25 protein-coding genes are annotated in these 18,726 nt (G+C 63.7%); 13 read left to right on the top strand and 12 right to left on the bottom strand.

What is annotated here, in order from left to right:
- Positions 1 to 79: 79 nt before the first annotated feature.
- From nadA to AC27VQ_RS11635, 4 genes are all read left to right on the top strand, one after another.
- Positions 80 to 1,159, top strand: coding sequence for a quinolinate synthase NadA (nadA, locus tag AC27VQ_RS11650; protein ID WP_313522646.1), 1,080 nt, complete (start codon positions 80 to 82; stop codon positions 1,157 to 1,159).
- 90 nt (positions 1,160 to 1,249) lie between these two features.
- Entirely contained in the window at positions 1,250 to 2,848 is a 1,599-nt protein-coding gene (locus tag AC27VQ_RS11645; RefSeq protein WP_488716361.1) for an L-aspartate oxidase, read from the top strand.
- 39 nt (positions 2,849 to 2,887) lie between these two features.
- A complete protein-coding gene (gene nadC, locus AC27VQ_RS11640) occupies positions 2,888 to 3,793 on the top strand; it encodes a carboxylating nicotinate-nucleotide diphosphorylase (RefSeq protein ID WP_488716360.1) in 906 nt (301 codons plus the stop codon).
- Between the two features lie 61 nt (positions 3,794 to 3,854).
- Positions 3,855 to 4,376 (top strand): superoxide dismutase family protein, encoded by a 522-nt coding sequence (locus AC27VQ_RS11635; RefSeq protein WP_488716359.1) that lies wholly within the window; start codon positions 3,855 to 3,857, stop codon positions 4,374 to 4,376.
- A 3-nt stretch (positions 4,377 to 4,379) separates the two neighbouring features.
- Here AC27VQ_RS11635 and AC27VQ_RS11630 read toward each other — a convergent pair whose 3' ends face one another.
- From AC27VQ_RS11630 to AC27VQ_RS11585, 10 genes are all read right to left on the bottom strand, one after another.
- Positions 4,380 to 5,210 (bottom strand): mechanosensitive ion channel family protein, encoded by an 831-nt coding sequence (locus AC27VQ_RS11630; RefSeq protein WP_488716358.1) that lies wholly within the window; start codon positions 5,208 to 5,210, stop codon positions 4,380 to 4,382.
- Between the two features lie 60 nt (positions 5,211 to 5,270).
- Positions 5,271 to 6,245 (bottom strand): NUDIX hydrolase, encoded by a 975-nt coding sequence (locus tag AC27VQ_RS11625; protein ID WP_488716357.1) that lies wholly within the window; start codon positions 6,243 to 6,245, stop codon positions 5,271 to 5,273.
- Complete coding sequence (locus AC27VQ_RS11620) at positions 6,242 to 6,769, bottom strand: tyrosine phosphatase family protein (protein ID WP_488716356.1); 528 nt, start codon at positions 6,767 to 6,769, stop codon at positions 6,242 to 6,244. The genes AC27VQ_RS11625 and AC27VQ_RS11620 overlap by 4 nt, the downstream gene beginning before the upstream one ends.
- 2 nt (positions 6,770 to 6,771) lie before the next feature.
- A complete protein-coding gene (locus AC27VQ_RS11615) occupies positions 6,772 to 7,401 on the bottom strand; it encodes a YfbR-like 5'-deoxynucleotidase (protein ID WP_488716355.1) in 630 nt (209 codons plus the stop codon).
- A complete protein-coding gene (gene ygfZ, locus AC27VQ_RS11610; RefSeq protein WP_488716354.1) occupies positions 7,398 to 8,243 on the bottom strand; it encodes a CAF17-like 4Fe-4S cluster assembly/insertion protein YgfZ in 846 nt (281 codons plus the stop codon). Before ygfZ ends, AC27VQ_RS11615 begins: the two co-directional genes overlap by 4 nt.
- A 135-nt stretch (positions 8,244 to 8,378) precedes the next feature.
- Complete coding sequence (locus AC27VQ_RS11605; RefSeq protein ID WP_488716353.1) at positions 8,379 to 8,696, bottom strand: hypothetical protein; 318 nt, start codon at positions 8,694 to 8,696, stop codon at positions 8,379 to 8,381.
- Positions 8,697 to 8,728: 32 nt separating this feature from the next.
- On the bottom strand, positions 8,729 to 9,511 hold the full coding sequence (locus tag AC27VQ_RS11600) for a hypothetical protein (protein WP_488716352.1): 783 nt from the start codon (positions 9,509 to 9,511) through the stop codon (positions 8,729 to 8,731).
- 77 nt (positions 9,512 to 9,588) lie between these two features.
- Positions 9,589 to 9,858 carry a hypothetical protein gene (locus AC27VQ_RS11595; RefSeq protein WP_313531864.1) on the bottom strand — a complete coding sequence of 90 codons (270 nt, stop codon included), beginning with the start codon at positions 9,856 to 9,858 and terminating at the stop codon, positions 9,589 to 9,591.
- A 92-nt stretch (positions 9,859 to 9,950) separates the two neighbouring features.
- Positions 9,951 to 10,376 carry a TIGR02301 family protein gene (locus AC27VQ_RS11590; protein ID WP_488716351.1) on the bottom strand — a complete coding sequence of 142 codons (426 nt, stop codon included), beginning with the start codon at positions 10,374 to 10,376 and terminating at the stop codon, positions 9,951 to 9,953.
- A complete protein-coding gene (locus AC27VQ_RS11585; RefSeq protein WP_488716350.1) occupies positions 10,373 to 10,807 on the bottom strand; it encodes an NUDIX domain-containing protein in 435 nt (144 codons plus the stop codon). Before AC27VQ_RS11585 ends, AC27VQ_RS11590 begins: the two co-directional genes overlap by 4 nt.
- Positions 10,808 to 10,866: 59 nt before the next feature.
- Here AC27VQ_RS11585 and AC27VQ_RS11580 point away from each other — a divergent pair, with 59 nt between their 5' ends.
- Entirely contained in the window at positions 10,867 to 11,640 is a 774-nt protein-coding gene (locus AC27VQ_RS11580) for an SOS response-associated peptidase (RefSeq protein ID WP_488716349.1), read from the top strand.
- 5 nt (positions 11,641 to 11,645) lie between these two features.
- On the opposite strand, the gene AC27VQ_RS11575 is transcribed toward AC27VQ_RS11580, so the two are convergent.
- Complete coding sequence (locus AC27VQ_RS11575; protein WP_488716348.1) at positions 11,646 to 11,834, bottom strand: hypothetical protein; 189 nt, start codon at positions 11,832 to 11,834, stop codon at positions 11,646 to 11,648.
- A gap of 176 nt (positions 11,835 to 12,010) precedes the next feature.
- On the bottom strand, positions 12,011 to 12,154 hold the full coding sequence (locus AC27VQ_RS11570; protein ID WP_488716347.1) for a hypothetical protein: 144 nt from the start codon (positions 12,152 to 12,154) through the stop codon (positions 12,011 to 12,013).
- 304 nt (positions 12,155 to 12,458) lie between these two features.
- On the opposite strand from AC27VQ_RS11570, the gene cysS reads away from it, so the two are divergent.
- The 8 genes from cysS to cimA all read left to right on the top strand — a co-directional run bounded on the left by cysS (position 12,459) and on the right by cimA (position 18,697).
- Positions 12,459 to 13,892, top strand: a complete 1,434-nt coding sequence (cysS, locus tag AC27VQ_RS11565; protein WP_488716346.1) for a cysteine--tRNA ligase — start codon at positions 12,459 to 12,461, stop codon at positions 13,890 to 13,892.
- Positions 13,893 to 13,954: 62 nt separating this feature from the next.
- Positions 13,955 to 14,227, top strand: a complete 273-nt coding sequence (locus tag AC27VQ_RS11560) for an antitoxin (RefSeq protein WP_421594713.1) — start codon at positions 13,955 to 13,957, stop codon at positions 14,225 to 14,227.
- A gap of 14 nt (positions 14,228 to 14,241) precedes the next feature.
- The gene (locus AC27VQ_RS11555) at positions 14,242 to 14,640 is read left to right on the top strand and encodes a type II toxin-antitoxin system VapC family toxin (protein ID WP_488716423.1); all 399 of its coding nucleotides are present in this window, start codon (positions 14,242 to 14,244) and stop codon (positions 14,638 to 14,640) included.
- Positions 14,637 to 15,119, top strand: coding sequence for a GFA family protein (locus AC27VQ_RS11550; RefSeq protein WP_488716345.1), 483 nt, complete (start codon positions 14,637 to 14,639; stop codon positions 15,117 to 15,119). The genes AC27VQ_RS11555 and AC27VQ_RS11550 overlap by 4 nt, the downstream gene beginning before the upstream one ends.
- Complete coding sequence (locus AC27VQ_RS11545; RefSeq protein WP_313531852.1) at positions 15,116 to 15,607, top strand: GFA family protein; 492 nt, start codon at positions 15,116 to 15,118, stop codon at positions 15,605 to 15,607. The genes AC27VQ_RS11550 and AC27VQ_RS11545 overlap by 4 nt, the downstream gene beginning before the upstream one ends.
- Before the next feature lie 17 nt (positions 15,608 to 15,624).
- The gene (locus tag AC27VQ_RS11540) at positions 15,625 to 16,098 is read left to right on the top strand and encodes a GFA family protein (RefSeq protein ID WP_313531850.1); all 474 of its coding nucleotides are present in this window, start codon (positions 15,625 to 15,627) and stop codon (positions 16,096 to 16,098) included.
- Positions 16,095 to 17,054: a prolyl aminopeptidase gene (gene pip, locus AC27VQ_RS11535; protein ID WP_488716344.1), complete on the top strand. Its 960-nt coding sequence runs from the start codon at positions 16,095 to 16,097 to the stop codon at positions 17,052 to 17,054. The genes AC27VQ_RS11540 and pip overlap by 4 nt, the downstream gene beginning before the upstream one ends.
- Positions 17,055 to 17,080: 26 nt before the next feature.
- Positions 17,081 to 18,697, top strand: coding sequence for a citramalate synthase (cimA, locus tag AC27VQ_RS11530; protein ID WP_488716343.1), 1,617 nt, complete (start codon positions 17,081 to 17,083; stop codon positions 18,695 to 18,697).
- Positions 18,698 to 18,726 lie beyond the last annotated feature (29 nt).

The raw sequence follows: 18,726 nt of genomic DNA, 5'->3' as shown, positions 1-18,726 counted from the left end.
CGGTTTTGTTTTACGGCTATTATGCTCAAGTTGAGCAAAATAGCGAAGCCGCCGGGATCCGGCGGAGGAGGAGGGTTCCATGACCGTTCTGGCCCCGCATGCGGCAGAAGCCGAGGCTGCGCGTCCGCTCACCGCCGCCGAGCGCTTCGGTGTCCTGGAAAAGCCCGATCTCACCTTCACGCCCGAGATCGCCCGCGAGACGGAACACCTCTACGAGAAGGTGAAGCAGTTCATCCCCGCTTTCGAATGGCCTGTTTATGCGCCCTATGTCGCGGCCATCAACCGGCTGAAGCGCGAGCGCGGCGCCGTCATCCTCGCGCACAATTACCAGACGCCGGAAATCTTCCACTGCGTTGCCGATATCGTCGGCGATTCGCTGCAGCTTGCCCGCGATGCCACCAAGGTGGATGCCGAGATCATCATCCAGTGCGGCGTGCACTTCATGGCCGAGACCTCGAAGCTCTTGAACCCGGAAAAGACCGTGCTGATCCCCGATTCGCGCGCCGGCTGCTCGCTGTCGGAATCGATCACCGGCGAGGATGTGCGCCTCTTGAAGCAGCGCTATCCCGGCGTGCCTGTGGTGACCTACGTCAACACGTCGGCGGATGTGAAGGCGGAGACGGACATCTGCTGCACCTCGTCCAACGTGCTTGCCGTCATCGAGAGCCTGGAGAGCGACACGGTTCTCTGCATTCCGGACGAATATCTGGCGATGAACGTCGCCAAGCAGACCAACAAGAAGATTCTGACCTGGAAGGGCCATTGCGAGGTGCATGAGCGCTTCACGGCGGCCGAACTCCTGTCCTACAAGGAAGCCCATCCCGGCATCGAGATCATCGGCCATCCGGAATGCCATCCCGACGTCATCGCCGTCTGCGATTTCGCCGGCTCCACCTCGGGCATGATCAACTATGTGAAGGACAACAGGCCCTCGCGCGTGCTGCTCGTCACCGAATGCTCGATGGCGTCGAACATCCAAGCCGAACTTCCCGGCGTCGATTTCATTAAGCCCTGCAATCTCTGTCCGCACATGAAGCGCATCACGCTGCCGAAGATCCTCGACAGCCTGGTGAACATGACGGAGGAGGTCCTGGTCGATCCGGCAATCGCCGATCGTGCCCGCCTCGCCGTCGAGCGGATGGTGAATTTGAAGCAGTAGCTCTCCTCAATTCAGGAGGAGAAGGGGCGGGAGTGCCCCGCAGCTCGCCTTCCGGGCAGGAAAGCCGAGCGGCGTGTCGGAGGAAAGACCATGCCCATTGACAGTTTCCGCCCGCAATCCTGGAACGGCATCGACGATATCGTCATCGTCGGCGGCGGCCTTGCCGGCCTGTTCTGCGCCCTGAAACTCGCGCCGCGTCCCGTCACCATCCTCGCCGCTGCGCCGATCGGTCAGGGCGCATCGTCCGCCTGGGCGCAGGGTGGCATTGCGGCGGCCATGAGCCCCGGCGATACCTTCGACAAGCATGTCGCCGATACGCTGGAAGCCGGTGCCGGCATCGTTGATGAGAAGATGGCGCGCTTTATGGTCTCCGAGGGACCGTCGCGCATTCACGATTTGCTCGACTACGGCGTACCCTTCGACCGCGACCTCGAAGGCAAGCTCATGCTGTCGCGCGAAGCCGCCCATTCGGAACGCCGCATCGTGCGCGTGAAGGGCGACATGGCCGGCAAGGCCATCATGGAAGCGCTCATCGCCGCCGTGCGCAACACGCCGTCGATCCGCGTGCTGGAAGGCTATGTGGTCGAAGAGCTGGTGCGCGAAGGCCGCTTCATCTCCGGCGTCATCGCACGGCCGGATGCCGGCCAGGCGAAGAACCGCGTGCATTTCCCGGCGCGCGCCGTGGTGCTCTGCTCGGGCGGCGTCGGCCATCTCTTCGCCGTCACAACCAATCCGTGGCAGGCCTGTGGGCAGGGCGTCGGCATGGCCGCGCGCGCCGGCGCCATCATCGCCGATCCGGAATTCGTGCAGTTCCATCCGACCGCCATCAATATCGGCCGAGACCCTGCACCGCTCGCCACTGAGGCGCTGCGCGGCGATGGCGCGCATCTCGTCAATTCCGCCGGCCACCGTTTCATGCTCGATATCCACGAGGATGCCGAACTCGCCCCGCGCGATATCGTCTCCCGCGGCGTCTTTGCCGAAGTGCAGGCCGGCCGTGGCGCCTTCCTCGATTGCACCAAGGCGGTGGGCGCGCATTTCCCAGACATGTTCCCGACGGTCTATGCTTCCTGCAAGGCGGCCGGTATTGATCCCGTCACCCAGCCGATCCCGGTCGTGCCTGCCGTGCATTACCACATGGGCGGCGTGCTGACGGATGCCGAGGGCCGCACCTCGATCGACGGCCTCTGGGCCGCCGGCGAAGTCACCTCGACCGGTGTGCATGGCGCGAACCGCCTTGCCTCCAATTCGCTGCTCGAAGCCGTCGTCTTCGCTGCCCGCATCGCGGAAAACATCAAGGGCATGCTGCCGGAGCCGAAGCTTAACGACTGGGGCAAGAATGCCGGGGAGAGCGACGACCTCGTGACCATCGAGGACAGCGCCGCCCTGAAGCGCCTGCGTCGCGTCATGAGCGATCAGGTTGGCGTCATCAGGACGGGCGAGGGCCTGAAGGCGGCGATCCGCGAGATCGCGGCGCTGGAGCGCGAAAACAGCCGCATGCGCTTCCACAACATCGTCACGACCGCCAAGCTCATCGCAACGGGCGCGTATCTTCGCGAAGAAAGCCGCGGCGGCCACTACCGCTCCGATTTCCCCGAGCAGAAGGCCAACTGGAAGCACCGCACCTTCATCACGCTCGCCGAAGCCGACAAGGTCGTGGCGGATCTCTCGGAAACGGCGGCGGCGTGATCCCGCCGTCTCCCTATCGACATTGAACAGGACAAGCTCATGACCAGCTCCTATCTCCCCGTCCTCTCCCCCCTGATGGTGGAAGATCAGGTGCGCGCGGCCCTTGCCGAGGATCTGGGCCGGGCCGGCGATATCACCAGCCAGGCGACGATCGGGCCGAACATGAAGGCGACGGCGGAGCTGAATGCTCGCGAGCATGGCGTCATGGCCGGGCTCGATCTGGCGCGCGCGGCGTTCCGTCTGATGGATCCGACGATCCGTTTCGAGGCCTTCGTGAAGGACGGAGACAGGCTCGCGCCCGGCACGGTCATCGCGAAGGTTTCGGGGCCGGCGCGGGCGGTGCTGTCGGCCGAGCGGGTGGCGCTGAATTTCCTCATGCATCTCTGCGGCGTCGCGACCCATACGGCGCGCTTTGCCGAGGAAATCGCGCATACACCGGCAAAAGTCTGCTGCACGCGAAAAACCATTCCGGGGCTCAGGGCACTGGAGAAATATGCCGTGCGCATGGGCGGCGGCTCGTCGCATCGCTACGGGCTCGATGACGCGATCCTCATCAAGGACAACCACATCGCGGTGGCGGCCGGCGTCGAAGGGGCGATCCGCTCGGCGCGTGCATTCGCTGGCCATCTCGTCAAGGTCGAGGTCGAGGTGACGACGCTGGAGGAGCTGGAGGAGGCACTGGAGGCGCAGCCCGACGTGATCTTGCTCGACAATATGGGGCCGGAGCTCTTGCGCCGGGCCGTCGAGATCAACCGCGATTGCGCCGGCCTCACCGAAGAGGCCTATGCCGCCGACCAGCGCCGCGTGAAGCTGGAGGCCTCGGGCAACGTCAATCTCCAGACAGTCAGGGCGATTGCCGAGACCGGCGTCGATTATATCTCAACGTCGAAGATCACCATGGCGGCGCCGACGCTCGACATCGGCCTCGACGTCGTGGTGCGCTAAGGGGAACACCCAGAAGAACGATGCGTTCCGGTTCCATGGCCAATCATGGAAAGGACGCATCATGTGGAAGATTTTGACGCTCGCGACGATGGCGGGCACGCTTGCAGTGCTCGGCACGCCCGCTCTTGCCCAGCAGACGAAAAATACGGCTGAGGCGAATTTCGTTGATCTCAAGGGCAAGGAAAATGGCCGGGCGCATCTGAGCGCCGGCAATGACGGCGTTCTCTTCGAGGTCGAGATTTCAGGCCTCGAGCCGCGCAAATGGGTGGCGCTGCACATTCACGAGACCGGCAAGTGCGACCATGAGCACGGCAACAAAGCGGCTGGCGGCCATTTCAATCCGGACAAGAAGGATCACGGCTTCATCGCCGCGAATGGTCCGCATGCCGGCGACCTGCCGAACCAATATGTGGCGGATGATGGGGTGCTGCGGGCGCAGATCTATTCGACGATGGTCCGTCTCGACGATGCCGAGCGCGGCATTCGCGGGCGCGCGCTGATCGTTCATGCCGGCTCGGACGATTATCGCACCGACCCGGCCGGCGGCGCGGGCGATCGCATCGCCTGCGCCGTGATCAAGTAAAGCCTATTCGGCCGGGGCCGCTTGCGGCTCCGGCTCGGCCAGCTTCTGGCCGAAGGCGATGCGCACCCGCCGGTTCATGTCGCGCGTCGTCTTGAACCATTGCGGCGTGGAGACCCAGTAGCGCAGCGTCAGCGTGGCCGAACTGTCGCCGAGACTGTCGACGAAGACCTGCGGCGCGGGCACGGATTCGATGGTCGGGTCCTCGCGTGCGATCTCCAGCAGGCGGTCGATCTCGTCATCGATATCCCTGCTGTCGGGCACCGTGACCTGAAGGTCGTGCTTACGGGTGCGCTCGCGGCTGTAATTGGTAACCGGCGTGTTCCAGAGCGTCGAATTGGGCGCGAGACGATAGAGGCCGTCGCTCGTCCTGAGTTCGGTGGCAAACAGGCCGACCTCGGTGATCGTGCCGGTCACATCCTTCGTCTCGATATATTCGCCGACCCGGAAGGGTCGCAGCACGAGCAGCATGATACCGGCAGCGATGTTCTGCAGCGTGCCCTGAAGCGCAAGGCCGATGGCCAGGCCGGCGGCGCCGAGGGCGGCGATGATCGAGGCGGTCTGCACGCCGAACTGGCCAAGCACCGTCACGAAGACCAGCACAAGCACGGCATAGCGCAGGATATTGGCGAAGAAATGCGCCAGCGTCATGTCGATGCCGCGCACATGCGACAGGCCCGACAGGGCCCAGCGGTGCAGCAGCCGCGATAGAAACCAGCCGAGCACGAGCAAAACCAGCGCGCCGAGGATGGAAAAGGAATATTGCACGGCGAGCGCGCTTGCCTGCGTGAGGGCTGCGCGCGAGGCGACGATGATATCGGTGGCTTGTTGTTCCATGGATCCTTTCCCCATCTGTTGACGTCGGTGGGGAATGGCAGGGCAGCGGAGAAGTTCCGGTTATCTTGTTCCGACCTTGAGGCCGGGGGCGGGGCGCTCCTCCAGAATACGGCGACGGAAGCGGAACAGGGCGGCGGGGCGCCCGCCGGTCGCGGCGGTGGAGCCGCCGGTCGGCTCGACGAGTTCGGCGCCCTCGACCAGCCGGCGGAAATTCTGCTTGTGCAGGTGCCGGCCGGAGATCGCCTCGACCGTCGCCTGCAACTCCGTGAGCGTGAACTCCGGTGCCATCAGCTCGAAGATGACGGGACGGTATTTGAGTTTGCCGCGCAGGCGCGCCATGGCGGTCGCGACGATACGTCTGTGATCGTGCCGCATGGCGATGCCGGGCGAGGAGGTGCAGGGGCGGGTGCGCCCGTCCGTGACGGCCTCTTCGGCGAGGCCTGCTTCGTAGAGCAGTTCGTAGCGCTCCAGAACGCGCTCCTCGTCCCAGGGGAAATCGTCGAGGCCGAAGGCAAGCCGGATACGGGTCAGCGGCATCGGTGTCGTGTTGAGGCGTTCCTCGTGCATGTCGTCTGTCGCCCATTTCTTCAGGGCGGGGATGATGAGCTGGTCGATCACCGGCGGCCGGCCCTGCCGCCAGTCCTCCCACGGCAGGTAGGAATACCAATTGCGCCAGGCGGCACCGGCTTGCGCCAGCCGTTCATTGGCCTCGGCGTCGGTGCGGGTCAGCGCGAGATAACCGACGGACACCATGTGCGTGCCGGCCTCGTCCGGCAGCTTCTGCCGGCCGCGGTCGCCGAAGGTGTAGAGCTGCTCGATATAACCGAGCTTCAGCGCCGTCTGCGCCTCCACGCTGGCGCGCAGGCTCGTTTCGAAGGTGCGGTGCTGTTGCGGGTCGAACGGGCCGAAGGGCAGGGCATCACGCTCTCCGGCATGGCCGCCGATCGCGAGAATGCAGGGGCTGCGGCCCGAGATCGCGACCACCGCCGCATTCAGGCCGATTTCGACCGGGGGGCGGGCGCGCTGTTCCGTCATGGTTGCACCGGACTGGCGGAAAAGGAAAACGGGCTGTCGCCGACATAATCCGCCCCGCGGCCGATAGCCTTCACCGCGGCGGCGAGACGGCCGCCGCGGCCCAGCACATGATCGCCGATCTCGATGAGCCGTGCATTCGGCGTCGCTTGCACGGAGGCCTTCCGCAGGCGCTGCGCCAGGTCGTGCTCGTCCTGATCGGGTTCAATCGCGAGCGCGGTGATGAGCGCGGCGGCGGGGGAGCGGGAGACGCCCATCATGCAATGCACGAGAAGCGGCGCCTGCCGATCCCAGCCGCGTGCGAAATTGACGATGGCCGCGACATGCTCCTCGCCGGGCGCGACGAGATTGCCCGTGCCGGCAAAGGCGATGTCGTTGACGCCGACGATGAGATGGCGCCCGGCGTCGATGACGGCGGGGCGATGGAAATTCTGCTTCGGCGCGACGAGGCTCAGCATCTCGCGACAGCGGTGCCGGATGGCGAGTTCCCCGATTTTTCCCAGCGGCGCGACGACGATCGTGCCCATGATCACACCATCGCCTTGAGGGTGGCGCGCTCGCGTTCCAGTGTTTCGAAGCGTTCGGCAAAGCGGCGCTGTGCCTCGGCCGTCGGCACGGGCGCGATCTCGATCATGTCGAGCGTGATGCCGCGCGGCGCGCCGAAGAACTTGACGGCTTCGGCATGGGAGAAGCCGGCGAGCTCCGTTGCCTCGAAGAAGGCCGCGACCTGATCGGCCTTCTTGATCTTCGCCTTCAGCGTCGTGGGCATCGAGGGCGGCAGGCCGAAGCGCAGGTGCACGGCAGTTTCCAGCCGCTTTTCCACCGTCTTGTAGCCACCGCCAACCACTGCCTTGAAAGGTGAGATCATGTCGCCGATCACATATTCCGGTGCATCGTGCAGCAGCGCGATCAGGCATTCATCGGCATTGCAACGGTTCTGCCGGCGGAAGATCGCCTCGACGATGAGGGAGTGCTGGGCCACCGAAAAGGCATGCTCGCCATGCGTCTGGCCGTTCCAGCGGGCGACGCGGGCGAGGCCGTGGGCGATGTCGGAGAGCTCGATATCGAGCGGCGAGGGATTGAGCAGATCGAGGCGGCGGCCGGACAGCATGCGCTGCCAGGCGCGGGGCTCTGTCTTGGCGCGGGCCGCACCGCTCATTGCGCCGGAACCTCGGAGGCCTCTTCAGGGAAGGCAAGGCCGGTCCAGGCGGGCAGGGCGACGGTCACGGCGATGCCGTCGGCGGTGATCGGTGTGCCGGCCTGCATGGCATCCGCCGCGCGGTCGATGCGCACGATGGCGAGGCCCTGTGTGCCCGAGACGCTACCGAGCGTGCCGATCGGCTTGGCGCCGGCCATCAGCTCCGTGCCGCTGGCGGGCAGCGTGCTTTCCCCCGTGACGATGACGGGACGACGCCGGGCGGTGCCGCGATGCTGCATGCGGGAGACCACCTCTTGCCCGACATAACATCCCTTGCGGAAGGAAAGCCCGCCGCTCAGATCCAGCAGCGTGTCATGCGGGAAGGCATCGGACAGCGGATAATCGCGCCCGGCTTCCGGCAGGCCCGCGGCGATGCGCAGCGCATCGTAGATTGCGGGGTCGTCGCTGCCGCCGGCACCCGGACGGCGCGAGACGTCGAGCCCGGCCTTGGCGAAGCGGGCGTCGCGCGCGCCATCGGCCTCCGCATCGTCCCAGGAGACGGTCGCCTCGGCGCCTTCGACCACCGCAAGATCGACGGCGGCGCGCAGCTTGTACATGGTCAGCCGCTTGAGGAGCGCATCGCGCTGATCCTCGGTTGTTTCGATGAGGAAGGCGTCCGCTCCGTCGCGGCGGATCAGGAAATCGAAGAAGATCTTGCCCTGCGGCGTCAAAAGCGCGCCCGGCCGGATTTCGCCCTCGGGCAGCGAGGGCAGGTCGGTGGTGATCAGCGATTGCAGGAAGGGCTCGGCATCCTTGCCGGAAAGGCGGAGAAAGGCGCGGCCGGAAAGCGTGACGGAAGGCATGTTTCGATCCAGATTTTCATTGGTCGACGGTGTCCATCGACGCTTTGGCGCACCAGTGCGCCCTTGAAACAGAAGTAGAACGCCGGACGCGCTTTCGCAAGATGAGGGGTGCGACTTGCCGGCGAGGAGACTTCGTTAAAGGCATTGAACGGGGCCGGTCTTTGCGTAGGTCGCGAATACGCATGCAATCAATCCCAGGCAAAGGATCGTGGCGTGTATCGTCGGAGCAAAAAACCAAGCCTGTCGGGCGGCGGGAACGAACAGCGATCGGGCAAGGAAGATCAGGCCGCAAAAGCCGATGGCAATAATGAAAATATTCAGTGGCGGCAGCAGGATCATTGGCCAGCAGCTCGCAAAGCCGGAGCTACCTGCATTGGCATAAGCCACCGTGGCTAGCGCGATCCAGAGCAGGATATGCGTTGTCGCCTGAAGCCATATGGGTGGCGTTTTCATGACGAGAGGCTCCAAGAGATTAAGCTGAACTCTCAATCGCCGGTGACGAAGAATTTCCACTGTCCGTCCGGCGTGATGCCGACGCGGTAGAAATTGTAGCTGCCGAATTCCTGCATGTCGGAGAAGTCGCCGGCTGTCACGATGCGCAGCAGCTCGACCTTTTCCGGTTGGGTGAGGCCCGCCAGCGGCTTTTCGGCGAAATAGGGCCAGACATACATCTCGTCGGGCGTGCCCTGGCCGACATGCACGAAGCCGGTTGCCAGCACGTCGAGCAGGATGGCCAGCACCTCGATGCCGTCGCTGTCGCCGGATTGGCCCTTCAGCGTCTCGACCGGGCCTTCGTCGCTTTCGACAATGGAGACCTGGGTTTCTGTAACGCCCTTGCCGAGCAGCGGGCGCAAGCGCTCTATATCGCCGGAGGCGGCGGCCTCGACGATGAGCTGGCGCATGCGGCGCACGGCTTCCGGCGCCTTGTTGATGTCGTAGAGCACCTCGACGGGCGTCTGCGGCTCGTCCGCCTTGTCGTCGGTGACGGCGGGCTCTTCGCCGGCCGGCTCGGTCACGGCCTGGTCCTTGCGAATCAGCGGATCGGGCATCGGCAGTTCGAGCGGGGAGGCGTCCTCGTTCTTCTCGACGGGGGCTGCCTTGCCGGCCTCTTCCGCCGGCTTTTGCGGCGTCTCGCCCGGCTGATGCTTCAACTCGCTCAGTGCGAAAGCGGGGCGCACGGGCGCGACAAGCGCCGTCGTCACGGAAAACACCGACAATACGATGAGGCTGCAGCGAAACAGCTTTTTGCCGTCAGCGGACGTCTGCATGACCTTTGTCTTTCCAGCCTGGAGCATTTTGAACGCAATTCCGCACGCAGCATGGCTGCGCACTGTGGCGGAATTGCCTATTGCAGGATGCGCTCGGGGGAGAATTCTCCAGCCAGCATGCGCTCGCGCAGCGAATCAAGCATCGTCTCCGCGCCTTTTTCGCCGTGAACGCGGATCGTTTCGCGGAGCGCAAGCGCAATCGCGGCATCTGCGATGATTTCGAGCTCGATGCCGTCAGCCATGCCGTCAGCCCAGGCTTCGTTCTGGTATTCCAGAGCGGCCTGCATCTTCTCGTGCACGATCATCTCGTCGATATCGTTGAGGCTAGGTTCCATTGAACGGTCCATACGCGGCATTCAGTTCTTACTGCACTGTTAACGACCTTAGCAGCCTTTTCCCAAAACGGCACTGGGTCATGAGAAAAGAGGTTAATTAACCGCTAATTTCCAAACCTTGCGGTAATTTCCGTGGCAAGTGTTGCACCTTCGTTACGGTATCTCTCTTCTGCGACAACAGCCGAGTCGGTGCAAGCGGTATAGATGGCGGCAAACGAGCGATATCCCCGGTTGAACGCCGCCGTCAGCTTCTCCTGCCGCCCGGGTTCCTTGCCTGCTTCGAGCTGAATGAGCTGCTGCATCGAGGCCCGCCAGTTGTCTTCCGGCTTGTCGGCGCAGAGGTTTCGCAGGTAATGCACGGCCCCCAAAATCTCCGAAAGACGCTCCAGCCGCTCGTCATAGGGCGCCGGCTTTTCTTCAATTGTGGCAGCCGGCGGCGTTTCCTTCGCCTTGTCGCCAGTGGCCTTCTGGCCGAAGGCTGGGGCGGCGAGAGTAAGGCCGAGGAGAAGTGCGGCGCGAATCACTTTCATGCCAAAAACCTCGCCCGCTCGGCTTCCAGTCGCGCGATGCATTCGCGCACGCTGTCCGGCGCCGGCATTTTCGCGATCTCGTCTGCGGTGTACCAGCCGACGCTTGCGGCATCGTCGGCGGCGACGGCAACCGCCGAAGCATCCGCCTTGACCTTGAAAACCGACAGGAAGAAGGAGGGGCTGCCGGGGCCGTCCTCGCGGCCGGGCAGGTCGTAGGTCGCAAAAAGCATTGGTTTTTCGGCCTGGATGCCGGTTTCCTCGAAGAGTTCGCGCAGTGCCGTCTCGGCCGGCGTCTCGCCGTCCTCGCCGCGTCCGCCCGGAAAGGCATACATGGCGTCCGACGGCGGCTTGGTGCGCAGCACGAGCAGGTAGCGTCCGTCGCGCTCGATGATGGCGGAGGAGGCGGGCTGGGGTTTCTTCGACGTCTTCATCGTGTCAGGTGTTCTCGCGCTTCATTGACCCCTTATAGGCAAAGTGCGATGACGGCGCCATGTGTGGACGCTATGCATTGCTGGCCAGGACGGACCTGATGAAGGCGTTTCTCGATGTCCTTGATATCGAGGATACGCCGGCGCGTTACAATATCGCGCCCACGCAGCCGATCATCGTCGTCATTGCCGGCGAAAAGCAGGAGCCCGGCAGCAACCTGCCGGAGCGCAGGGCCATGCTGGTGCGCTGGGGCTTCATGCCCGGCTGGGTGAAGGACCCGCGCGATTTTCCGCTGCTGATCAATGCGCGCTCGGAAACAGCCATCGAGAAGGCCTCGTTCCGCGCCGCCATGCGCCACCGCCGCATCCTCGTGCCGGCGTCCGGCTTTTTCGAATGGCGGCGGCCGGAAGACAAAAGCGAGAAGGCGCAGGCCTATTTCATCCGTCCGAAGAAAGGCGAGATCGTCGCCTTCGCCGGCCTGATGGAAACGTGGTCCTCAGCTGACGGTTCGGAGGTCGATACCGGCGCGATCCTGACGACGAAAGCCAATGCCGACATTTCGCGCATCCACGACCGAATGCCTGTCGTCATCCGGCAGGAGGATTTTTCGCGTTGGCTGGACTGCAAGACGCAGGAGCCGCGCGACGTCGTCGATCTGATGAAGCCGATCGACGAAGGGTTCTTTGAGGCGATCCCGGTATCCGACAAGGTCAACAAGGTCGCCAATATGGGCGCCGACATCCTCGAACCTGTCGAGGAGCAGGCCGAATCGACGCCGAAAGAGACAAAGGGCGCCGACGCGCCCCCATCTTCCGACCAGTTGTCGCTGTTCTAATTTTCTCAGTCGTAGAGCGACTGGAGCACGGCCGGAATATCGCGCTCGCGGCGCGGCTTTTCGACCTTCGCTTCCGGCTTGCACTGGGTTGCGGCAACGACGGCGCGCAGGCCGATCGGCTTGTAGCGCGCCTGAAGGTTTTCGTTGGCAACGGCGGCGGGCTTTTGCGCCGGGTGTTTCTTGGCAGTCGACATTCTCATTCTCCTGAAGTCTTGCTCATCAGGCAGCCCCGAATCCCCCGGTTGCTACCCCCAATGAGCTATGCGTTTAGGGAGCCCTTTCGGCTAAATTCTGCTCGAACTTTGATCGCTCTGCGGCAAAACGCGAAAAAGGCGGGTTTTCCCGGTCAAGAATTGTGACCGTTGTAACATCACTTGGGCGGCGTCTGGCGTATTCTGGTTTGCAGGAAGGCGGCGATGATGGCCCGCAGGCCGAAGGGGTTATCGCAAACGGCCTTGTCGGGGTGCGGGCGATTGTCCTGGTCTTCGCAGTCCTCGTATCTGGTGTTGCGCATCGTGGTTCCCCTTGGTGTGCGGCGGTTTCGACCGCTTCGATGCCCTCTTTTTCTCATGGCGCAGGGGACAGCCGTGTCACCGCGGTAACAGGGCACGAGGCCAAGGATTTTCGTCGGGAAGGGCGTTCGCCCGCTTGACCGGACGAGCGGGGAGCGCGATAAAGCGTGCCATGAAAACGGTACTCTGCATTCGCCGGAGCATTATTCGCTAGCGCACGCGCTGGCCCGGCCGTTTTCGTCCCCCAAAATCCCTGGATGACAAACGACCCGGCCAGCCGGGTTTTTGCATTTTGGGGAGACTTCCATGGCCGAAAAGCCGGTCCTGTCGCTGTACAACACGCTCACGCGCTCGAAGGGGGCCTTCGCGCCCATCGACCCTGATAATGTGCGCATGTATGTCTGCGGCCCGACGGTCTATGACTTCGCCCATATCGGCAATGCGCGGCCCGTCATCGTCTTCGACGTGCTGTTTAGGCTGCTGCGCCATGTCTATGGCGAAAACCACGTCACTTATGCCCGCAACATCACCGACGTCGACGACAAGATCAACGCGCGGGCGCTGCGCGATTTCGGCACGGAGATCGCAAACGGCACGCTCTCCCTCAATGAGGCGATCCGCCGCGTGACGGAGAAGACGGCCAACCAGTTCCATGCCGATATCGTCGCACTCGGCGCCATGCAGCCGACGCATGAGCCGCGCGCCACCGAATTCGTCCAGCCGCGTGATGATGGCAAGGTCGACATGATCACGCTGATCGAGCGTCTGATCGAACGCGGCCATGCCTATCAGGCGGGCGGTGAGGTGCTGTTCGACACCCAGTCGATGGCCGATTATGGCGATCTTTCCAAGCGTCCGCTCGACGAGCAGCAGGCCGGCGCCCGCATCGCCGTCGATGCGCACAAGAAGAACCCCGGCGATTTCGTGCTGTGGAAGCTGTCCTCGCCCGAAGAGCCGGGCTGGGACAGCCCCTGGGGCCGCGGCCGTCCGGGCTGGCATATCGAGTGCTCGGCCATGTCGGCCGCCTATCTCGGCGAGACCTTCGACATCCACGGCGGCGGCCTCGACCTGATCTTCCCGCACCATGAGAACGAGATCGCCCAGTCGCGTTGCGCGCATGGCACCAAGGTCATGTCGAATGTCTGGATGCACAACGGCTTCCTGCAGGTCGAAGGCCGCAAGATGTCGAAGTCGGAGGGCAATTTCTTCACGATCGCCGAGTTGCTGCACGAGGAAAAGTTCGGCGGCCGCAAATGGCCGGGCGAAGTGCTGCGCCTCGCCATGCTGATGACGCATTACCGCGAGCCCATCGACTTCTCCGTCAAGCGCCTGGAGGAGGCCGAGCGCCTTCTCGCCAAATGGCCGGCCGGCGGCAACCCGGCCGAAGGTCGCGTCGATCAAACCGTGCTCGCTCCGCTCTACGACGACCTCAACACGGTCGCCGCCGTGCAGGCCCTGCACGCGCTCGCCCAATGCGCCAACAACGACCCGCTGATGCTGCCGGTCTTTGCCGCCAGTGCCGAACTGCTCGGCGTCCTGCCGAAGAAGGCCGAGGTTTCCAAGGCGCTGGAAGACAGCATCGAAAGCCTCATCCAGCTGCGTCTGGAAATGCTGAAGGCGAAGAACTTCGCCGAGGCCGACAAATTGCGCGACGACCTCGCGGCCAAGGGCATCCAACTCAAGGACGGCAAGGATCCGGCGACGGGTGAGCGCGTGACGACGTGGGAGGTGAAGCGGTGAGGTTGTCTGGAGTTCGTTGAAGGCCTATGCTTGGGCATATGCCGTGATCGATAGAGGTCGCTATGAGTGCAAGACCGCAGGAAATGCCTGAAGCAGCGCAGGAGCGGGAGGTTAAACTTTTCCGCAACGGCCGCAATCAGGCCGTTCGTATTCCCGTCGAGTTCGAACTCCCGGGAAACGAAGCCGTCATGCGCAAGGAGGGCGACCGTCTCATCCTTGAGCCGAAGCCCAGAAAAATGGGACTGGCTGCCCTGCTTGCAACCTTCGAACCCTGGGAAGGCGACTTTCCGGAACTCGACGAAACGACGCCGCCTCCGGAGGACGTCGATCTGTGACCGCTTTCCGCTACATGCTCGATACAAACGTGATTTCGGACATGGTTCGAAATCCCGAAGGTGCGGCCGCCGGCCGGGCGACCGCGGTGCCGACGGACGAACTCTGCACCAGCGCCATCGTCGTTTCGGAATTGCGTTACGGCTTGAGGAAAAAGGGCGCTGTTTCTCTGGCTCGTCGTGTCGAGGCCGTTCTGGAGGAGATCACGATCCTTCCCTACGATCCGCCTGTTTCCTTTGCCTATGCGCAAACGCGCGATGCACTTGAACGCAAGGGACAGCCTATCGGCTATACCGACCTCTTCATCGCCGCCCACGCCCTGTCGCTCGACCTGACGCTCGTCACCGCCAATGTCAGAGAATTCTCCCGCGTCGAGGGCCTCAAGGTCGAAAACTGGCTGGAGGCGCAGCCATGAGCACACCCTTCTACACCGGCGGATGCCAGTGCGGTGCCGCGCGCTTTCATGTCGAAGGCGCGCTGGGCGATGCGTCGGTCTGTCATTGCCGCATGTGCCAGAAGGCGAGCGGCAATTTCTATCTGCCGCTGGTGTCGGTTCGCGATGCCAAGCTCACCTGGACGCGTGGCGCGCCGAAGCGATTCCAGTCGTCGAACCACGGTTATCGTGGCTTCTGTGCCGATTGCGGCACGCCGCTGACCTATGAGGCGCCGGATGGCGTGGCGCTGACCATTGCCGCCTTCGACGATCCCGCCGAGATCGCGCCGCGCATCCAATGGGGTATCGAGGCGAAGCTGCCCTATGTGGACACGATCCCCGGCTTGCCGGGCGAGGACACGATGGCCGATCAGGATGCGGCCTCGTTCCTTGCCGATCTCGTCTCCTACCAGCACCCGGATCACGACACCGACACCTGGCCGCCGGAGCACAAGCGATGAGCATTTCGCGCATCTATACGGGCGGCTGCCAGTGCGGCGCGGTGCGCTACCGCGTCGAAGGCACGCTCGGCGATCCGCATCTCTGCCACTGCCGCATGTGCCAGAAGGCGGCCGGCAACTATTTCCTGCCGCTCGCCAATGCCCCGCGTGAAAAATTCTCCGTCACGCGCGGCGAGCCCGGCTGGTTCCAGTCGTCGGAAATCGTGCGGCGCGGTTTCTGCCCGGCCTGTGGTACGCCGCTGTTCTACGATGCGCTCGGGGCTGGCCATATCAATGTGACGCTCGGTTCGCTCGACGATCCCGACGATCTGCGCCCCATCGCGCAGTCCGGCGTCGAATCGCGCGTGGTCTTCTTCCAGCAACTGCCGAAGCTACCGGAGAGCGAAAGCAATGAAGGCGAGGGCCGCGAGGCGCGGCATCGGACAATCCGCGACTCGAACCGCCAGCATCCCGATTACGATACCGATCATTGGCCACCAGAAGATTGAGAGATAGGGACTGAAAGATGACAGAGACCGTTCGTACCGGAGGCTGCCAGTGTGGCGCTGTGCGTTTCCGCATCAAGGGCCAGCTCGGCCGCCCGTCGATCTGCCATTGCCGCATGTGCCAGAAACAGTTCGGCGGCTTCTTCGGCCCGCTGGTCACGGCCAAGGGCGAGGTGGAATGGCTGCGCGACGAGCCGGCCTATTTCCAGTCCTCGATCAACATCGCGCGCGGCTTCTGCAAGCAATGCGGCACGCCGCTGACCTACAAACATCCGGGCGGTCTGGAGATCGCCATCGGCGCCTTCGACGATCGCAGCGATCTGGCGCCGCAGATCCAGGTGAACTACGGCGCGCGCCTGCCCTGGGTCGAGCAGATTTTTTCCGCCCCCGTCCATGACGACCCGGATTATTACAGCCAGCAGGAGAGCATCATCTCCTTCCAGCACCCCGATCACGAAACCGAAAACTGGCCTGCCCACGGAATGAAATTATGAGTGAAGCCTTGCGTACCCTCTATCCCGAAATCGAACCCTATGCCTCCGGCCATCTCGATGTCGGTGACGGGCATGTCATTTACTGGGAGCGTTCGGGAACGCCGGGCGCAAAGCCGGCGGTGTTCCTGCACGGCGGCCCGGGCGGCACGATCTCGCCGGCCCATCGCCGGCTGTTCGATCCGGCGCTTTATGACGTGATGCTGTTCGATCAGCGCGGCTGCGGCAAGTCCACGCCGCATGCCGAGCTCGAAGGCAACACGACTTGGCACCTCGTCGCCGATATCGAGCGCCTGCGGGAGATGGCGGGCGTGGACAAATGGCTGGTCTTCGGCGGCTCCTGGGGCTCGACGCTGGCGCTCGCCTATGCGGAAAAACACCCGGAGCGCGTTTCCGAGCTTGTCGTGCGCGGCATCTACACGCTGACCAAGGGCGAACTCGACTGGTATTATCAGTTCGGCGTCTCGGAAATGTTCCCCGACAAGTGGGAGCGCTTCATCGCGCCGATTCCGGCGGAAGAGCGCCATGAGATGATGCACGCTTACCATCGCCGCCTGACCAGCGACGACAAGGCGACGCGCATCGAGGCCGCCCGCGCCTGGAGCCTGTGGGAAGGCGAGACGATCACGCTGCTGCCGGAGCCTTCGACGAGCGGCAAGTTCGGCGAGGACGAATTCGCTCACGCTTTCGCCCGCATCGAGAACCATTTCTTCGTCAATGCCGGCTGGATGGACGAGGGGCAGCTGCTGCGTGACGCGCACAAGCTCACCGGCATTCCCGGCGTCATCGTGCACGGCCGCTACGACATGCCGTGCCCGGCCAAATACGCCTGGCAGCTCCACAAAGCCTGGCCGGAGGCGGAATTCTATCTCGTCGAAGGCTCGGGCCATGCCTATTCGGAGCCGGGCATTCTCGATCGCCTGATTTACGCGACCGATAAGTTCGCCGGCAAGAAATAAGACAAACGTTCCCAGGGAGGGAACACATGCAAAAAGACCGTATCCACCTTTTCGACACCACGCTTCGGGACGGCCAGCAGACGCCCGGCATCGATTTTTCCGTCGAGGACAAGATCGCGATTGCCGGCATGCTGGACGCGTTCGGCCTCGATTATGTCGAGGGCGGCTATCCCGGCGCCAACCCGACGGATACGGCTTTCTTTGCGAAGAAACGCACCGGCCGCGCGAAATTCGTCGCCTTCGGCATGACGAAGCGCGCCGGCGTTTCCGCCTCCAACGATCCGGGCCTCGCGGCCCTGCTCGATTCGCGCAGCGACGCGATCTGTCTCGTGGCGAAAAGCTGGGATTATCATGTGCGCGTGGCGCTCGGCTGTTCCAACGAAGAAAACCTCGAGAGTATCGAAGAGTCCGTCAAGGCCGTGGTCGCCTCCGGCCGCGAATCCATGGTCGATTGCGAGCATTTCTTCGATGGCTACAAGGCCAATCCCGACTACGCGCTTGCCTGCGCGAAGACCGCATTTGCATCAGGTGCGCGCTGGGTGGTGCTTTGCGACACCAATGGCGGCACGCAGCCGTCGGAAGTGCAGGCCATCGTCAAGGCTGTCATCGCCGCCGGCGTGCCGGGCGACAATCTCGGCATCCATGCGCATAACGATACGGGGCAGGCCGTCGCCAATTCGCTGGCCGCCGTCGAGGCCGGCGTACGCCAGATCCAGGGCACGCTGAACGGCATCGGCGAGCGCTGCGGCAACGCTAACCTGGTGACGTTGACCCCGACGCTGGCACTGAAGGAGGCCTATAACGACCGTTTCGAGATCGGCATCGATACGGAAAAGCTCGCCGGTCTCACCAAGCTCGCCCACACCTTCGATGAGTTGCTCAACCGCTCGCCCGACCATCAGGCACCCTATGTCGGCGCCTCCGCCTTCGCCACCAAGGCCGGCATCCATGCCTCGGCGCTGCTGAAAGACCCGCGCACCTACGAGCATGTCACGCCCGAAAGCGTCGGCAACCTGCGCAAGGTCATGGTGTCGGACCAGGGCGGCAAGGCGAACTTCATCAATGCGCTGAAGCTGCGCGGCATCACGGTGCGCAAGGACGATCCGAAGCTCGACCGGCTCATCCAGATCGTCAAGGAACGCGAGGCGACCGGCTATGCCTATGAGGGGGCCGATGCGAGCTTTGCTCTGCTCGCTTCCCGCACGCTCGGCACGGTGCCGGATTTCTTCCATGTCGAGAGTTTCCGCGTGATGGTCGAGCGCCGCTATGATGCGAACGGCCAGCTGAAGACCGTCTCGGAAGCGGTGGTGCGCGTCATCGTCGATGGCGAGACCATGATGTCCGTCGCCGAGGGACACGGCCCGGTCAATGCGCTGGACCTGGCGCTGCGCAAGGATCTGGGCAAGTACCAGGCCGAGATCGCCGATCTGGAACTGGCGGACTACAAGGTCCGTATCCTCAATGGCGGCACGGAGGCCATCACCCGCGTGCTGATCGAATCGACCGATGCATCCGGCGCCCGCTGGTGGACGGTCGGCGTCTCCGACAACATCATCGACGCCTCCTTCCAGGCGCTGATGGATTCGATCATCTACAAGCTCCTGAAGAACCGCGGCGAGGCGGGCAGGGAGGCGGCGGAGTGAGGGCGAAGGTTCAGCGCCGCTCAACCATC

This window comes from Shinella sp. 20P9.1.1, from assembly GCF_057798995.1.
The sequence above is the reverse complement of the archived record's forward strand: the minus strand, read 5'-3'. Positions and strand labels throughout refer to the sequence as shown.